The organism is Streptomyces sp. NPDC040432, from assembly GCF_055595445.1.
In genome coordinates, this window is sequence record NZ_JBVIVP010000011.1 from 196,964 (window position 1) to 213,417 (window position 16,454).

Here is a 16,454-nt window from a genome sequence, read left to right on the forward strand (position 1 = left end):
CGCAGTAACGACACGAAAGCTCTCTCCTGTCATGACAGAGAAGACCACCGGTGCCAGCTACGCAGCCGCAGGCGTGGACATCGAAGCGGGCGACCGCGCAGTCGAGCTGATGAAGGAGTGGGTGAAGAAGACGCAGCGCCCCGAGGTCCTCGGCGGCCTCGGCGGCTTCGCCGGCCTCTTCGACGCCTCCGCCCTCAAGCGCTACGAGCGGCCCCTCCTGGCCTCCGCCACCGACGGGGTGGGCACCAAGGTGGACATCGCCCGCCGGCTGGGCGTGTACGACACGATCGGCCACGACCTGGTCGCGATGGTCATGGACGACATCGTCGTGTGCGGCGCCGAGCCGCTCTTCATGACGGACTACATCTGCGTCGGCAAGGTCCACCCCGAGCGTGTCGCGGCCATCGTGAAGGGCATCGCCGAGGGCTGCGTCCTCGCCGGCTGCGCCCTGGTGGGCGGGGAGACCGCCGAACACCCGGGCCTGCTCGGCCCCGACGACTTCGACGTGGCGGGCGCGGGCACCGGCGTCGTCGAGTACGACCGGCTCCTGGGCGCGGACCGCATCCGTACGGGGGACGCCGTCATCGCGATGGCATCGTCCGGCCTTCACTCGAACGGGTACTCGCTGGTCCGGCACGTCCTCCTCGACCGGGCCGGGATGTCCCTGGACCAGCACGTCGAGGAACTCGGCCGGACCCTCGGCGAGGAACTGCTGGAGCCGACCAAGATCTACTCGCTGGACTGCATGGCCCTCACCCGTACGGCCGAGGTCCACGCCTACTCGCACATCACCGGCGGCGGACTCGCGGCGAACCTGGCCCGGGTCATCCCGGACCACCTGCACGCCACGGTCGACCGTACGACCTGGTCCCCGGGCGCGATCTTCGACCTGGTCGGCAAGGCCGGACAGGTCGAGCGGCTGGAACTGGAGAAGACCCTGAACATGGGCGTCGGCATGATGGCCGTCGTTCCGCAGGAGTCGGTGGACGTGGCCCTGACCGCCCTCGCCGACCGGGGCGTCGACGCCTGGGTCGCGGGCGAGATCCTGGACCGCGGCGACCACACCGAGGGCGCGACCCTCACCGGTGACTACGCGGTCTGAGCAGCACTGAAACCCGGTCCGGGGCCAGGCCCCGGACCGGGTTTCGATGTATGTCAGCCGACTTGGACGCCGTTGAGCAGGAGGTCCTGCGCGTCAAGCCCCACGACGGTGCGCCGACGGACCGGACTCTTCGTCCTCGTCCTCGTCGTCATCGCCGTTGTACAGAGCCGCGTACTTGGCGTACGGGTCGTCGTCGTCCTCGTCCTGATCGTCATCGACTTCGACCGGCGCGCTGATAGGCAGCGGCTCCGTCGGCGATGCGCCCAGCTCATTGGCCAGACGCGAGAGGTCAGTCCCGCCGCTGTTGTACTTCAGCTGGCGGGCGACCTTTGTCTGCTTGGCCTTGGCCCGGCCGCGCCCCATGGCTCGACCCCCTCGGTGACGGGGCTCGACGGCCCCAGAGTCTGACACGCGTTCATGGTTCGGAGCGGGCTCTCCGTGGAGAGACCGTCCGTAGGGGTTTAACGGTACCTGCTTCCGCGGCCATACGGTACGCCGCCCGCATGACGCGCCCCGGTGCAGAACCAGCGCGACACCCCGTACTCGCTGGTCAGCTGCGATTTTAACCCTTTCCTGGCGAGCGACCCGCCGAAGCGCAGTGAGTTCCGTCTCGCCGCACCCCGACGGGCCCCCTTTCCGGGGCTACGCGGTGCGGGCACCGCCCGCCCGGGCGGCGGCGCGGGCCGCGAGCGCCTCGGACATCCGCTGCTCGGCGATCCGGTCGGCCGCGGCGGCCGGCGGGATCCCGTCAGCCTTCGCACGTGCGAATATGGCCAGCGTGGTGTCGAAGATCTTCGAGGCCTTGACCTTGCAGCGGTCGAAGTCGAAGCCGTGCAGCTCGTCGGCGACCTGGATGACGCCGCCGGCGTTGACCACGTAGTCCGGCGCGTAGAGGATCCCGCGGTCGGCGAGGTCCTTCTCGACGCCCGGGTGGGCGAGCTGGTTGTTCGCCGCTCCGCACACGACGCCGGCCGTGAGCACCGGGACGGTCTCGTCGTTCAGCGCGCCGCCGAGGGCGCACGGGGCGTAGATGTCCAGACCCGGGGTGCGGATCAGGGCGTCCGTGTCGGCCACCGAGGTGACCTTGCCGCCGGGGTGCTTGTCGAGGATCTCCTGGACCGACTCCGCGCGGACGTCGGTGATCACGACCTCGGCGCCGTCCTCCAGCAGGTGCTCGACCAGGTGGCGGCCGACCTTGCCGACACCGGCGACGCCGACCTTGCGACCGCGCAGCGTCGGGTCGCCCCACAGGTGCTGGGCGCTGGCGCGCATGCCCTGGAAGACGCCGAAGGCGGTGAGGACCGAGGAGTCGCCGGCGCCGCCGTTCTCGGGGGAGCGGCCGGTGGCCCAGCGGGTCTCGCGGGCGACGACGTCCATGTCGGCGACGTACGTGCCGACGTCGCAGGCGGTGACGTAACGGCCGCCGAGCGACTCCACGAACCGGCCGTAGGCCAGCAGCAGTTCCTCGGTCTTGAGGACGGCCGGGTCGCCGATGATCACGGCCTTGCCGCCGCCGAGGTCGAGGCCGGCGAGGGCGTTCTTGTACGACATGCCGCGCGCGAGGTTCAGCGCGTCGAGGACGGCCTCCTCGTCGGAGGCGTACGCGTGGAAGCGCGTGCCGCCGAGGGCGGGGCCCAGGGCGGTGGAGTGGATCGCGATGACGGCCTTGAGGCCTGAGGCTCGGTCCTGGCACAGCACGACTTGCTCGTGGCCGCCCTGTTCCGTGCGGAACAGGGTGTGCAGGACGCCGTCGGTCATTTCGGTCACGGTGGTGACTCCCATGGAAGAGATGCGGCGGAAAGACGCCCGCCCTGCGGGTGGGGGAGGGCGCGCTGGGAGCAGCGTAAGACCTGTGGGCCGCCCGGGAAGGGCCTGTCCGGGGATCGGAACACTCCCGTGTCACACGGGCCCCGCGGGCCCGGTGGAAACCGGCCGGAGAGGGTGGTTCCGGGTGGCGCGCGGAGCGGTTCGGGAGCCGGGTTCCGGGCCGCGGACGTCCCGGAGGTGAGGGAGCCCCGAAAACGGGGAGGTACGACAGCGTGAGCGAATCCCCCGAATTGCGGCCGCCGTCCGCGCGCCCGGTCCCGACCGTCCCGTACGCCTCCTACCTGCGCGTCTACGAGCCATTGGCGGCCTTCGCGGAACCGGAACGGGCGCACTGGGCGGACTACGTCCGGCGCGGGGTGGTCGCGACGGCGCAGGACGAACTGCGCCGCTCGCTGGCGGACTTGGTCCGCGTCCCGGTGGTGGGGGTGCCGGCGCACGAGAGCGCGGACGCGTTCACGGCGGAGCGGGACGGGGTGGTCCTGGTCTGCCCGTGGCGGACCCGGCTGCGCGGCTGGCTGGCGCTCCAGGAGCTGACCGAGTCGTTCCCGTTGCCGGTGCTGGACGCGGCCCTGCCGGCGTCGACGCGCCGGCGGGCGGAGCAGGAGTACGAGGAGTGGCGGGAGCGGAACCCGGACGCGCGGCCGTGGATCCGTACCGGGGTGTGGCAGGTTCCGCTGCGCTGGTTCGTGCTGGTCGGGGACGAGGAGCGGGAGTACGTGCCGGGCGAGCGGCTGCGGTACCGGACGCCGATGGTGCAGGCGCGGCGCCGGCTGGCCAGGGGGCTGCGGACCCTGCGGCAGGCGGAGGGGTACGCGCCGCTCGCCGAGGGGTTGGTGGAGGTCGGGAGCTGGTTGGAGGAGTTCCATCCGCGGTCGATGGTCGAACTGGATTACGGGGGTCTGCTGCACGCGCTGCCGGCTGACGCCCTCGCGGGCGACCGGTCGGCCCGCGACCTCGCGGCGGGGATGGAGTCGCTGCGGTCGGGGGACCGGGAGGGGGCGTCGGAGGTGTACGGCGAACTGGCGCAGCGTTGGCGGGCGGTCCGGGAGAGACTGTTCGCGAACTAGCGGACCTGGCAAGGTGTCCTTCGCCACGGTGCGGCGGGGCCCCTCGTCGGGCCGCGGGCGTATCACCCGTATCGGTCGTATCGGCCGATCGGCCATAAGGTGCAGATCAGGGGCTTGATCGTCACATTAGGGCCTTAGTTCCAGGACCTACGTCCCGATACGGGCCATTGGCCCAAGGGTGACGGACCGCACTATCTACACCCTTGCGCCCTTCCCCTACCCTCGTGCCAAAATAGGACAAGGAGTCCGGGGAGGGTTCCTTCCGTCCAACTAAGGGCGGAATGCTCGGTATTGCACTCTATGGGGGGTCTGACGACTCCTGATCGCTCTGTGACTGATCGTCACAGTGGGGTGACTGTCCGTTATGGGGCGGTCCATCGGCTTCCGCCGCTGATGAACACCTCGGAGGGCAATTCCATCGGTTTGGCCGTCGAGGCTGGACGGATGGTGTAGTTGTAGTGCCGAGGACAAGCCGTTCGTCCTATAACCGACTCGGCCTGCGTATGTCCATTTCGGGCAACGCGGGCCAAGGTGCAGAATTTAGAGGAAAGAACCGAGATGGTTCGGTTCTCCCGAGGAGGCCGCTCATGACCGCTCGCACCCCTGATGCCGAGCCGCTGCTGACCCCGGCTGAGGTTGCCACGATGTTCCGCGTGGACCCGAAGACGGTCACCCGCTGGGCCAAGGCTGGCAAGCTCACGTCCATCCGCACCCTGGGTGGACACCGCCGTTACCGCGAGGCCGAGGTTCGCGCACTGCTCGCGGGAATTCCGCAGCAGCGCAGCGAGGCCTGAGGTCGCGCAGCACGACCGCATTAACGGGTCGATATCGGGTCCCCCAATCCGATGAAACCCACAACGCTTCAGACGGTTGAGGCTGCCCCAACAGCCTCATTGCCGTTCGATCGCGCTGGACTCCGCCGGGTCCAGCGCGATCTTTTTTATGCCCGCGGGAGGGTGGAGCCGTCGGAGCGCGCGGGGGTCCGCACGGTAGGTGCCATTGCACATATTAAATCGAGCCGGCGTAGGTGTGCGATAAACGTGCGAGTCTCAAAAACTCGTATGGTGACTCCCGTCACAGTTGATCACTCTTGTACATCCGGCATTGCGCCCGTAAGGGGATGTCCGCCGCAGAGCGCCTCGTCCGCGCGGGGGATTTTGCCCCGCGTGGGTGGTGCGCGGGTCCGGACGCGCCGGCGGCCCGCTGAGGGCTTCGTGGGGGCGGTCGGGGGTCCGGGGGCCGGGGGCCGGTGACGGCGCCTCCTGGAGGCCTCCAGCGGCCCCGACGGGCTCCGGATGATCATGGGGTGGAGCCGTGGGGCAGGTACGGGTCGCGCGAGCCGCGTCGGACCGGCCGCTCCGGGGCCGCCCGCACGGGCGACGAGGGCCAAGGGCGCCGATCGCGCGGGCACCACAACGCGTCAGGGCCCGTATCCCCTGGGGGATACGGGCCCTGACGTTTCTGCGAACCTGACGGGACTTGAACCCGCGACCTCCACCTTGACAGGGTGGCGAGCTAACCAACTGCTCCACAGGTCCTCGTTCGCGGCCGCTTTTCTCGGCTGCGAACGCCACTGTACAGCAGCTCAGGGGGTGTGGTCTAACCCGCTCAAGGAGCGAGTGCGTCGACCGCCTTCACGATCCTCTTGTCCGAGATCGGGTACGCCGTCCCGAGCGCGTGCGCGAAGTAGGACACCCGGAGTTCCTCCAGCATCCAGCGGATCTCCGTGACCTCCTCGGGCACCGGTCGGCCCTTCGGGAGCTGTTCCAGGAGCCACAGGTACTCGTCCCGCATCTCGTGGACCTTCTCCATGCGGGTGGTGTCCCGCTGGGCGCCCGTGGGCATTTGCTGGAGCCGCCGGTCCGCCGCCACCAGGTAGCGCATCAGGTCCGGCAGCCGGCGCAGGCCGGTGAGGGTCACGAAGCCGGCCGGCACGAGCGCGGCCAGTTGGGCCTTCACGTCGGCGACGTTGGCCATCAGGGCCAGGCTGTTGGTCGCCTTCAGGCGTCGTTCGCAGGCCTGCCAGGCGGCCAGCACCTGCTGCACCTGGCCCACCGTCCGTACGGTCGTGTCCACCAGGTCGGCCCGTACGGCGTCGTAGAGCTTCCGGAAGCCCGCCTCGTCCCAGGCCGGTCCGCCGTGGTCCGCGATCAGCTTGTCGGCTGCCGCCGTCGCGCAGTCGTCGAACAGAGCCTGGATGGAGCCGTGCGGGTTCCGGGACAGGGCCAGCTTCTGCTGGTTGCTGAGCTTGTCCGAGGCGAACTTCGCCGGGTTCACCGGGATGTTCAGCAGGATCAGCCGCCGCGTGCCGAGCCACATCGCCCGCCGTTGCTCGGCCTCGGTGTCGAAGAGCCGTACGGACACCGTCGTCCCGTCGTCCACCAGCGCCGGGTACGCCTTCACCGGCTGGCCGGCCCGGCGGGTCTCGAAGACCTTCGTCAGGGAGCCGATCGTCCAGTCGGTCAGCCCGGAACGCTCCAGGGACTCCCCGCCCGCCCGCTCGGCGGTGGCGGCCGCGGCCTTGGACAGGGCCTGGCGGGCCTTGGGCTTCAGGCGGAGCCGCAGGGCCTCCAGGTCCTTGTCCTCGGCGAGGTTCTTGCGTCGCTCGTCAACGATCCGGAAGGTGATCTTCAGGTGGTCCGGGATCCGGGACAGGTCGAAGTCGTCCGCGGAGACCGGCACCCCGACCATCCGGTGCAGCTCGCGCGCCAGCGTCACCGGCAGCGGCTCCTGGAGCGGAACGACCGTGTCCAGGAAACGCGTCGCGAAGTTCGGCGCGGGTACGTAGTGCCGGCGGATCGGCTTCGGCAGCGAGCGGATCAGCTCGGTGACGACCTCCTCGCGCAGCCCCGGGATCTGCCAGTCGAAGCCCTCGTCGGTCACCTGGTTCAGCACCTGGAGCGGGACGTGGACGGTCACGCCGTCCGCGTCCGCGCCCGGCTCGAACTGGTAGGTCACCCGGAACTTCAGCGGCCCCTGCCGCCAGCTGTCCGGGTAGTCGGCCTTGGTGACCCCGGCCGCCTTCTCGGTCAGCAGCATCTCGCGCTCGAAGTCGAGGAGTTCGGGCTCCTCGCGCTTCTTGTGCTTCCACCAGGAGTCGAAGTGCGCCCCGGACACCACGTGGTCCGGGATGCGCCGGTCGTAGAAGTCGAAGAGGGTCTCGTCGTCCACCACGATGTCGCGGCGCCGGGCCCGGTTCTCCAGCTCCTCGACCTCGGTCAGCAGCTTCCGGTTGTCGGCGTAGAACTTGTGGTGCGTGCGCCAGTCGCCCTCGACCAGGGCGTTGCGGATGAACAGGTCGCGCGAGACCTCGGCGTCGATCCGGCCGTAATTGATCTTCCGCTGGGCGACGATCGGCACGCCGTACAGCGTGACCTTCTCGTACGCCATCACGGCTGCCTGGTCCTTCTCCCAGTGCGGCTCGCTGTACGTGCGCTTGATCAGGTGCTGCGCGAGCGGCTCCACCCACTCGGGCTCCACCTTCGCGTTCACCCGGGCCCACAGCCGCGAGGTCTCGACCAGCTCGGCCGACATGAGGAACTTCGGCTGCTTCTTGAACAGCGAGGAGCCGGGGAAGACCGCGAACTTCGCGGACCGGGCGCCCAGGTACTCGTTCTTGTCGGTGTCCTTCAGACCGATGTGCGAGAGCAGGCCGGCCAGCAACGAGATGTGGACGTGCTGCTCCGGCGCGTCCGCCTCGTTGACGTGGATGCCCATCGTCTTGGCGACCGTGCGCAGCTGCGTGTAGATGTCCTGCCACTCGCGGATCCGCAGGAAGTTCAGGTACTCCTGCTTGCACATCCGGCGGAACGAGGAGGAGCCCCGCTCCTTCTGCTGCTCCCGGACGTAGCGCCACATGTTCAGGTACGACAGGAAGTCGCTGGTCTCGTCCTTGAAGCGGGCGTGGTTCTGATCGGCCTGGGTCTGCTTGTCCGAGGGGCGCTCGCGCGGGTCCTGAATCGACAGGGCCGCCGCGATGACCATGACCTCGCGGACACAGTTGTTCTTGTCGGCCTCGACCACCATGCGGGCCAGCCGCGGGTCCACCGGCAGCTGCGAGAGCTGGCGCCCCATCGGCGTCAGCTTCTTGCGCGGGTCCTTCTCCGCCGGGTCGAAGGCGCCCAGCTCCTGGAGCAGGTGCACGCCGTCGCGGATGTTGCGGTGGTCCGGCGGGTCGATGAAGGGGAACTTCTCGATCTCGCCCAGCCCGGCCGCGGTCATCTGGAGGATCACGGAGGCCAGGTTGGTGCGCAGGATCTCGGCGTCCGTGAACTCCGGCCGGGAGAGGAAGTCGTCCTCCGAGTACAACCGGATGCAGATGCCGTCGCTCGTGCGGCCGCAGCGGCCCTTGCGCTGGTTGGCGCTCGCCTGGGAGATCCGCTCGATGGGCAGCCGCTGCACCTTGGTGCGGTGGCTGTAGCGGGAGATGCGGGCGGTGCCCGGATCGATCACGTATTTGATGCCGGGGACGGTCAGCGAGGTCTCGGCGACGTTCGTCGCGAGGACGATCCGGCGTCCGGTGTGCTGCTGGAAGACCCGGTGCTGCTCCGCGTGCGAGAGCCGTGCGTAGAGGGGGAGCACCTCGGTGAGGCGCAGTTTGCGCTTCTCCAGGGCGTCCGCGGTGTCGCGGATCTCCCGCTCGCCGGAGAGGAAGACGAGGACGTCGCCCGGCCCCTCGGACTGGAGCTCGTCGACGGCCTCGCAGATCGCGGTGATCTGATCGCGGTCGCTGTCCTCGGAGTCCTCTTCGAGGAGCGGGCGGTAGCGCACCTCCACCGGATACGTCCGGCCGCTGACCTCGATGATCGGGGCGTCGCCGAAGTGGCGCGAGAAACGTTCCGGGTCGATGGTCGCCGAGGTGATGACGACCTTCAGGTCGGGGCGCTTCGGCAGCAGCCGGGCCAGGTAGCCCAGCAGGAAGTCGATGTTCAGGGACCGCTCGTGGGCCTCGTCGATGATGATCGTGTCGTAGGCGCGCAGCTCGCGGTCGGTCTGGATCTCGGCGAGCAGGATGCCGTCCGTCATCAGCTTCACGAAGGTGGCGTCCGGGTTCACCTGGTCGGTGAAGCGGACCTTCCAGCCGACGGTCTGACCGATCTCGGACTTCAGCTCCTCGGCGATCCGCTCCGCGACGGTGCGGGCGGCGATCCGCCGGGGCTGGGTGTGCCCGATCATGCCCCGGACGCCCCGGCCCAGCTCCATGCAGATCTTGGGGATCTGCGTGGTCTTGCCGGATCCGGTCTCGCCGGCGACGATCACGACCTGGTGGTCGCGTATCGCCTCGGCGATCTCGTCCTTCTTCTGGCTGACGGGCAGGTTCTCGGGATACGTGACCTCCGGCATCCGGGAGGCACGGCCGGCGAGCCGCTCGGCGGCCTTCGCGGCCTCCGCGGCGATCTCGTCGAGCACGGCCTGCTGGGCCTCGGGCTTGCGGATGCGGCGGGCGCCATCGAGGCGGCGGCCGAGGCGGTGCGCGTCACGGAGCGGGATCTCACCGAGAAGCGTCTGCAGGGCGGCGAAGGAAGTAGACATACCTGATCGAGGATCTCACCTGGGCCCTCCGGGTGGCGAACGCATTTGTGGCCCTCCCCGTACCATTTCGGGACGAGTCCCCCAGCCGTACGAGTGAGAGGCAGCCCACCTTGTCCCGCCGCCACCGTGTGTGCTGCCTGCTGGCGGCCGTGCTCGTGGTGTTGCTGGGCACGGTGACGTCCGGTGCCGCCCCGTCGACCCCGGGGCGCTCGGGTCCGGTTCCGGTTGCGGTTGCTCAGGTCGCCGAGGTTCCCCCGGTCACCTCGGCCGGAGCCGCGCCCGGAGCCGCGACCCGCGCCCCCACCCCGGCGGCCTTCGCCGACCGCGCAGGACCCCGGGGCCCCTCCTGCGCCCCCGGCGTCCCCGACGGCGGCCGGACCCCGGCGGTCCCGCCGCGCACCGGGCAGGACCACGCGCCGCTCCCGGCGGCCCGGCCCGCGCCCGAGGCGGGCAGGCCGCACGGCACGATGCCGGTACGGGGCCCCGTACGCGGGCCCGACCGGCCGGCGCCCGGCCCGGTGGAGCTCTCGGTGCTGCGGGTCTAGGCCCTGTCGTCAAAGTCCCGTCGCCGCCCGGAGGGCGGCCTCGCGGTGTCCGGTGCGTGCTCCCGGTGTGCCGGGCGGAAGCCCGCGTACTGGACGTACTCGGGCTTTCGCCCGGTGCGGCGGGAGTGCGTGCCGGACACCGCGAGGCAGACGGGAGTTTGACGACAGGTCCTCGGCCCTGTCGTTCGACGACAGGCCATCGGAGGGGCCGCCGGTCCCACCGCCACCCGCACTCCAGGAGCAGCGCCATGCCTTCCCCCACCCGTTCCCCCCGTCCCTCCCGCACTCCCCTGTTCGCCGCCGCCGGCGTGGCCGTGGCCGCGATCACCCTCGGGCTGGTGTCCTGGCAGGCCACCGCCCCCGAGGACAGGCCCCGCGACACCTCCGCCGGCTCCCCCGCGGCCTCCTCCCACGCCGGCCCCCGTACGGACGTCGCCCCGGAACTCCTGGCCCTGGCCCGCCGCGACGGCGCCGACAAGCTCGCGACCGGTCGCGCCGACGCCCCCGTCGTCCTCATCGAGTACTCCGACTTCCGCTGCGGCTACTGCGGCAAGTTCGCCCGCGACACCGAACCCGAATTGGTGAGGAAGTACGTCGAGGACGGCACCCTGCGCATCGAGTGGCGCAACTTCCCGATCTTCGGCGCCGAGTCCGAGGCCGCCGCCAAGGCCGCCTGGGCCGCCGGACAGCAGGACCGCTTCGCCGCCTTCCACGCGGCCGCGTACGCCGACGGCGCCAAGGAAGCGGGCTTCGCCGGGGAACGCCTCGTCGAACTGGCCCGGCAGGCGGGGGTCCCGGACCTGGAGAGGTTCAAGAAGGACATGGCCGGCGAGGAGGCCGGCGCCGCGCTGAAGAAGGACCGGGACGAGGGCTACCGCATCGGCGTCACCTCCACCCCGTCCTTCCTGCTCAACGGCCGACCGATCGCCGGCGCGCAGCCCCTCGACGCCTTCACCGCCGCCATCGCGCGGGCGAAGACCGAGGCGGCGGCGCGCAAGTGACCGGCATCGGATACCTGGCCGCCCTGCTGGGCGGCCTCCTCGCCCTGCTCAGCCCCTGCAGCGCGCTGCTGCTGCCCGCCTTCTTCGCGTACTCGATCGACTCCCGCTCCCGGCTCCTCGCGCGCACCGGGATCTTCTACGCGGGCCTCGCGAGCACCCTCGTACCGCTGGGCGCGGCCGGTTCGTACGCGGGGCGGTTCTTCCACGAGAACCGCGACGGGCTGGTCCTCGCCGGAGGCTGGCTGATCATCGCGCTGGGCCTCGCCCAGATCCTCGGCCTCGGCTTCGCCCCGAGGCGCCTCGCCGAGCTGTCCGGCCGGATCCGACCGACCACAGCCCTGTCGGTGTACGCCCTCGGCGCGGTCTACGGGCTGGCCGGCTTCTGCGCCGGACCGATCCTGGGCAGCGTCCTCACGGTGGCGGCGGTCAGCGGCAGCCCGGCCTACGGGGGCCTGCTGCTCGCGGTGTACGCGCTGGGCATGGCCGTGCCGCTGTTCCTGTTGGCGCTGCTCTGGGAGCGCTTCGACCTCGGCGGCCGGCGCTGGCTGCGCGGCCGGGCCTTCCGGGTCGGGCGTCTGGAACTGCACACCACGTCGCTGCTGTCCGGACTGTTCTTCCTGACCCTGGGGACGCTGTTCCTCGTCTACGACGGGGCGAGCGCGCTCCCGGGGCTGCTCGACGTGGACGACTCGTTCGCGGTGGAGCAGTGGGTGGGTTCCGTCGCCGACGCCGTGCCGGACGGGGTGCTGCTCGGGCTGGTCGCGGCGGTGGCGGCGGCCGTCGGGCTGACCCGGTGGCGGCGCGCGGTCCGCGCGGAGCGGCCGGAACCGGAGGGGTGACGCACAGAAGGCCCCGTCCGAGGACGGGGCCTTCTTCTTGTGGCTGGGGCCGGGGTCGAACCGGCGACCTATCGCTTTTCAGGCGATCGCTCGTACCAACTGAGCTACCCAGCCACGAGACCGTTTCCGATCTCAGCGAACCTGACGGGACTTGAACCCGCGACCTCCACCTTGACAGGGTGGCGAGCTAACCAACTGCTCCACAGGTCCTTGCAATGTGCGAGCACAAGTCTCGCACACAGTTAATGCGTACCCCCAACGGGATTCGAACCCGTGCTACCGCCTTGAAAGGGCGGCGTCCTGGGCCACTAGACGATGAGGGCTAAAGGCCCGCCGGGCACTTCTCAGCGCGTCGGGGACGTGAGAAGCATATGGGATCCGGGGAGCTATCGCCAAAACGGTTTCCTCCGGAGCGACAATGGCCGGGTGCTGGAGATGACGCGCGAGGAGTTCGAAGAGCTCGTCGCAGAGGCCCTGGACCGGATTCCGCCGGAGCTGACGCGGCTGATGGACAACGTGGCGGTGTTCGTCGAGGACGAGCCACCGGCGGACGACCCCGAGCTCCTCGGGCTCTACGAGGGGACCCCCCTCACCGAGCGCGGCGAGTGGTACGCCGGGGTGCTGCCGGACCGCATCACGATCTACCGGAACCCCACGTTGCGGATGTGCGAGGACCGGGAGAGCGTGGTCGCGGAGACGGAGGTGACCGTCGTGCACGAGATCGCCCACCACTTCGGCATCGACGACGAGCGGCTGCACGCGCTGGGCTACGGGTGACCGGACCGGCGCCCGCCCCCGGGCCGGCCGGCGAACGGGGTCCCGCGGATCCCGGTCCCGTCGACCCCGATGTCGACCTCCGGGTGGCGGCGGAGCGGACGCGGCCGCAGGGCCCGGTGCTCGCGGCCGTCGCCGCCGGTGGCGTGCTCGGGGCCTGCGCGCGGTACGGGGCCGGGCTGCTGTGGCCCGCAGGGCCCGCGGCCTTCCCGTGGACCACTCTCTGGATCAACGTCCTGGGCTGCGCGCTGATCGGTGTGCTGATGGCTGCCGTCGCCGAGGACGGGCGCACCGCCCACCCCCTGCTGCGGCCCTTCGCGGGGACCGGCGTGCTCGGGGGCTTCACCACCTTCTCGGCCTACGCCCTGGACGTCTCGCGGCTGCTGGACGCCGAGGAGGCCGGGGCGGCCCTCGCGTACGCCGCGCTCACGGTCGTCGCGGCACTGGCGGCCGTCCTGGCGGGGGCGACCCTGACCCGGCGCGTCCTGCGGCCCCCCACCCGGCGGGGGCGGGGATGAACTGGCTGCTGGTGATCGCGGGCGCGGCCGTGGGGGCGCCGCTGCGCTACCTGAGCGACCGGGCCGTGCAGGCGCGCCACGGCTCCGACTTCCCGTGGGGGACCTTCGTGGTCAACGCGGTGGCGTGCCTGGTGCTGGGCGCGCTGGCCGGGGCGGCCTCACCGGGCCTGTCCGTGTTCCTCGGGACGGGCCTGTGCGGGGCGCTGAGCACGTACTCGACCTTCTCGTACGAGACCCTGCGGCTGGCCGAGCGCGGCGAGACGTTCCTGGCCGCGGCGAACGTCCTGGGATCGGTGCTGGTCGGGCTGGGCGCCGTTCACCTGGGCTCGCAGGTGGCCCGGCAGCTGTTCGCGTAAGGGGCGTGTCTCTTACGGGGTAAAGGGAGTTGGGCAACTTGACCCGCTCATCGCGGACCCCGCCGCCGTGTTCCGGAGGTGCCCCCGTGCGCCAGTTGACCACTTCCCTGAGACTGGCCGTCTCCGCGCTCGCCGTGGCCGCGACGGCGGGCTGCATGAGCGTCGGAGAGGACGCCGCGAAGCCCGGCCCGGCCGTGCCCGTGGGCGCGAAGGACGCCGCCGGTACGGGGGCGGCCGCCGGCGCCGGGCGGGGCTCCGGCGGCCACGGCAACACCCACGGCGGCAAGGACGCCGCCGGCAACCAGAACGGCAAGGCCGGCGAGTCCGGGAAGGCCTCCGGCGCGACCGGGGCCTCTCCGGGCCCGGGCGCCCCCGCCGGTCGGCCGGGGCTCCCCTCGCCGTCGGCGGGGCCCGGCGGCGGAGCGGGTGGCCAGGGGCCGCAGGAGCCGTCCGGCGGCGGCGCGGGCGGCGCGGGCTCCGGCTCCGGCGGCTCCGGCTCGGCCTCGGGTTCCGGGGGCTCGGGTTCCGGCGGCTCCGGCTCGGGCCCGGGCTCGGGCTCGGGTTCCGGGTCCGGCGGGTCCGGTTCCGCGGGGTCCGGTGGGTCGGCGACCGTCCCGCCCGTCGATCCCCCCGTGGATCCGCCTGTGACGGAACCCACTCCGACCCAGCCCACCGATCCGGGTCCCGCCCCGACCTCCGGGACGGGCACGAATCCCTAGACCTGGGCGCCTCCGGGTGGATCGGCTGCGCTTCCCCGATGTTCGCGCCGATGGCATCGTCCCAGGTCAGAGTGGTTTCTGCCGGGGCGACTTGCCAGACCCCCAGGAGGGTGCGTATGGTTATAGATCGTTTGATCCCATTGCCCGGCGCCGAATCCGAAGAGCGCCGTGTGGCGCGTACTCTCCCTAGCCGTGGCTGACCGCATTGAGGCGGTCGATTTGCGATTCACGGAGTTTGGGCGCGTGCCGAGACTCCGGAAGGTTTCGCATTTCGCATGTCCATTTCCAGTTCTGACCGTTCCGTCATGCCCGAGAACGACTCCACCGAGATCGTCGACGCCGAGACCCTTGCGGTCACCGAGGCCATGGAGGCCATCGAGGCCGACGAGATCATCGAGGCTCTTGAGGCCGACGTGACGTCCGACGGTCCCCTCTCCGACGACGCCGACGAGGCCGACGCGGAGCCCACCATCACCTTCGGCGACCTGGGCCTGCCCGACGGCATCGTCCGCAAGCTCGCCCAGAACGGCGTCACCGCCCCCTTCCCGATCCAGGCCGCGACCATCCCGGACGCCCTGGCCGGCAAGGACATCCTGGGCCGCGGCCGCACCGGCTCCGGCAAGACCCTCTCCTTCGGTCTCCCGACCCTGGCCTCGCTGGCCGGCGGTCACACCGACAAGAAGAAGCCCCGCGCGATCATCCTCACGCCGACCCGTGAGCTCGCGATGCAGGTCGCGGACGCCCTCCAGCCCTACGGCGACGTGCTCGGCCTGAAGATGAAGGTCGTCTGCGGCGGTACCTCCATGAGCAACCAGATCTACGCCCTGGAGCGCGGTGTCGACGTCCTCGTCGCCACCCCCGGCCGCCTGCGCGACATCATCAACCGCGGCGCCTGCTCCCTGGAGAACGTCAAGATCGCGGTCCTCGACGAGGCCGACCAGATGGCCGACCTGGGCTTCCTGCCCGAGGTCACCGAGCTGCTCGACCAGATCCCCGGCGGCGGCCAGCGCATGCTCTTCTCCGCCACCATGGAGAACGAGATCGGCACCCTGGTCAAGCGCTACCTGTCCAACCCCGTCACGCACGAGGTCGACAGCGCGCAGGGCAACGTCACGACCATGACGCACCACGTCCTCGTCGTGAAGCCGAAGGACAAGGCGCCCGTCACGGCCGCCATCGCCGCCCGCAAGGGCCGCACCATCATCTTCGTCCGCACCCAGCTGGGCGCCGACCGCATCGCCGAGCAGCTCATCGAGGCCGGCGTGAAGGCCGACGCGCTGCACGGCGGCATGACCCAGGGCGCCCGTACCCGCGTCCTCGCCGACTTCAAGGACGGCTACGTCAACGCGCTCGTCGCGACCGACGTCGCCGCCCGCGGCATCCACGTCGACGGCATCGACCTGGTCCTGAACGTGGACCCGGCCGGTGACCACAAGGACTACCTGCACCGCTCGGGCCGTACCGCCCGCGCCGGCAAGTCCGGTGTCGTCGTGTCGCTGGCGCTCCCGCACCAGCGTCGCCAGATCTTCCGCCTGATGGAGGACGCGGGCGTCGACGCCTCGCGCCACATCGTTCAGGGCGTCGGCGCGTTCGACCCCGAGGTCGCCGAGATCACCGGTGCGCGTTCGCTCACCCAGGTCCAGGCCGACTCGGCGAACAACGCCGCCAAGCAGGCCGAGCGCGAGGTCGCCGACCTCACCAAGCAGCTGGAGCGCCTGTCGCGCCGCGCCGTGGAACTGCGCGAGGAGGCCGACCGCCTCGTCGCCCGTTCCGCCCGCGAGCGCGGTGAGGACCCGGAGGCCGCCGTCGCCGAGGTCGTCGAGGCAGCCGAGGCCGAGGTCGCGGCAGCCGTCGCCGCCGTCGCCGAGCCGGTCGCCCAGGAGCGCACCTTCGAGCGTCGCGACGACCGCGGCAACTACGAGCGCCGCGACAACCGTCGTGATGACCGTGGTGGCGACCGTGGTGGCTTCCGCCGTGACGACCGTCCGTCGGGTGGTTTCCGTTCCGGTGGTGACCGTCGTGATGACAACCGTGGTGGCGGCTTCCGTCGCGACGACCGTCCGTCCGGTGGCTTCAACCGTGATGACCGTGGTGGCGACCGTGGTGGCTTCCGCCGTGACGACCGTCCGTCGGGTGGTTTCCGTTCCGGTGGTGACCGTCGTGATGACAACCGT

Annotated in this window: 14 protein-coding genes and 4 tRNA genes; 11 read left to right on the top strand and 7 right to left on the bottom strand. The window is 70.9% G+C overall.

Translation table 11 applies throughout. The features are described 5' to 3' along the window. Positions 1–31 precede the first annotated feature (31 nt). On the top strand, positions 32–1,102 hold the full coding sequence (purM, locus tag ACZ58N_RS23325) for a phosphoribosylformylglycinamidine cyclo-ligase (RefSeq protein ID WP_471163028.1): 1,071 nt from the start codon (positions 32–34) through the stop codon (positions 1,100–1,102). Positions 1,103–1,195: 93 nt separating this feature from the next. On the opposite strand, the gene ACZ58N_RS23330 is transcribed toward purM, so the two are convergent. Further along, positions 1,196–1,465: a DUF3073 domain-containing protein gene (locus ACZ58N_RS23330; protein ID WP_471163031.1), complete on the bottom strand. Its 270-nt coding sequence runs from the start codon at positions 1,463–1,465 to the stop codon at positions 1,196–1,198. A gap of 279 nt (positions 1,466–1,744) precedes the next feature. Continuing rightward, positions 1,745–2,884 (bottom strand): Leu/Phe/Val dehydrogenase, encoded by a 1,140-nt coding sequence (locus ACZ58N_RS23335; protein WP_471163033.1) that lies wholly within the window; start codon positions 2,882–2,884, stop codon positions 1,745–1,747. A gap of 257 nt (positions 2,885–3,141) precedes the next feature. Here ACZ58N_RS23335 and ACZ58N_RS23340 point away from each other — a divergent pair, with 257 nt between their 5' ends. Beyond that, the gene (locus tag ACZ58N_RS23340; protein WP_471163036.1) at positions 3,142–3,996 is read left to right on the top strand and encodes a DUF8083 family protein; all 855 of its coding nucleotides are present in this window, start codon (positions 3,142–3,144) and stop codon (positions 3,994–3,996) included. A 587-nt stretch (positions 3,997–4,583) separates the two neighbouring features. Next, complete coding sequence (gene bldC, locus ACZ58N_RS23345) at positions 4,584–4,790, top strand: developmental transcriptional regulator BldC (protein WP_003949541.1); 207 nt, start codon at positions 4,584–4,586, stop codon at positions 4,788–4,790. 670 nt (positions 4,791–5,460) lie between these two features. Here bldC and ACZ58N_RS23350 read toward each other — a convergent pair. Further along, positions 5,461–5,534 (bottom strand) — tRNA-Asp (locus tag ACZ58N_RS23350). Between the two features lie 70 nt (positions 5,535–5,604). Beyond that, on the bottom strand, positions 5,605–9,528 hold the full coding sequence (gene hrpA / locus ACZ58N_RS23355) for an ATP-dependent RNA helicase HrpA (RefSeq protein WP_471163038.1): 3,924 nt from the start codon (positions 9,526–9,528) through the stop codon (positions 5,605–5,607). Between the two features lie 110 nt (positions 9,529–9,638). Here hrpA and ACZ58N_RS23360 point away from each other — a divergent pair, with 110 nt between their 5' ends. The 3 genes from ACZ58N_RS23360 to ACZ58N_RS23370 all read left to right on the top strand — a co-directional run bounded on the left by ACZ58N_RS23360 (position 9,639) and on the right by ACZ58N_RS23370 (position 11,913). After that, complete coding sequence (locus ACZ58N_RS23360) at positions 9,639–10,073, top strand: hypothetical protein (protein ID WP_471163041.1); 435 nt, start codon at positions 9,639–9,641, stop codon at positions 10,071–10,073. A gap of 248 nt (positions 10,074–10,321) precedes the next feature. After that, the gene (locus ACZ58N_RS23365) at positions 10,322–11,074 is read left to right on the top strand and encodes a DsbA family protein (RefSeq protein ID WP_471163044.1); all 753 of its coding nucleotides are present in this window, start codon (positions 10,322–10,324) and stop codon (positions 11,072–11,074) included. Continuing rightward, complete coding sequence (locus ACZ58N_RS23370) at positions 11,071–11,913, top strand: cytochrome c biogenesis CcdA family protein (RefSeq protein WP_471163047.1); 843 nt, start codon at positions 11,071–11,073, stop codon at positions 11,911–11,913. Before ACZ58N_RS23365 ends, ACZ58N_RS23370 begins: the two co-directional genes overlap by 4 nt. Positions 11,914–11,953: 40 nt before the next feature. Here ACZ58N_RS23370 and ACZ58N_RS23375 read toward each other — a convergent pair. The 3 genes from ACZ58N_RS23375 to ACZ58N_RS23385 form a co-directional block, all read right to left on the bottom strand. Further along, positions 11,954–12,027 (bottom strand) — tRNA-Phe (locus ACZ58N_RS23375). A gap of 22 nt (positions 12,028–12,049) precedes the next feature. Then, positions 12,050–12,123: transfer RNA gene (locus ACZ58N_RS23380), tRNA-Asp, on the bottom strand. A 40-nt stretch (positions 12,124–12,163) separates the two neighbouring features. Next, positions 12,164–12,236, bottom strand: a tRNA-Glu gene (locus ACZ58N_RS23385). 103 nt (positions 12,237–12,339) lie between these two features. On the opposite strand from ACZ58N_RS23385, the gene ACZ58N_RS23390 reads away from it, so the two are divergent. The 5 genes from ACZ58N_RS23390 to ACZ58N_RS23410 form a co-directional block, all read left to right on the top strand. Further along, a complete protein-coding gene (locus tag ACZ58N_RS23390) occupies positions 12,340–12,690 on the top strand; it encodes a metallopeptidase family protein (RefSeq protein ID WP_030225620.1) in 351 nt (116 codons plus the stop codon). After that, on the top strand, positions 12,687–13,205 hold the full coding sequence (locus tag ACZ58N_RS23395) for a FluC/FEX family fluoride channel (RefSeq protein WP_471163050.1): 519 nt from the start codon (positions 12,687–12,689) through the stop codon (positions 13,203–13,205). Before ACZ58N_RS23390 ends, ACZ58N_RS23395 begins: the two co-directional genes overlap by 4 nt. After that, positions 13,202–13,561: a fluoride efflux transporter CrcB gene (crcB, locus tag ACZ58N_RS23400; RefSeq protein WP_471163052.1), complete on the top strand. Its 360-nt coding sequence runs from the start codon at positions 13,202–13,204 to the stop codon at positions 13,559–13,561. Before ACZ58N_RS23395 ends, crcB begins: the two co-directional genes overlap by 4 nt. Before the next feature lie 86 nt (positions 13,562–13,647). Further along, a complete protein-coding gene (locus tag ACZ58N_RS23405; protein WP_471163054.1) occupies positions 13,648–14,280 on the top strand; it encodes a hypothetical protein in 633 nt (210 codons plus the stop codon). Positions 14,281–14,555: 275 nt separating this feature from the next. Next, positions 14,556–16,454, top strand: a 1,899-nt coding sequence (locus ACZ58N_RS23410) for a DEAD/DEAH box helicase (RefSeq protein WP_471163057.1), incomplete at its 3' end; no start/stop codon positions are given.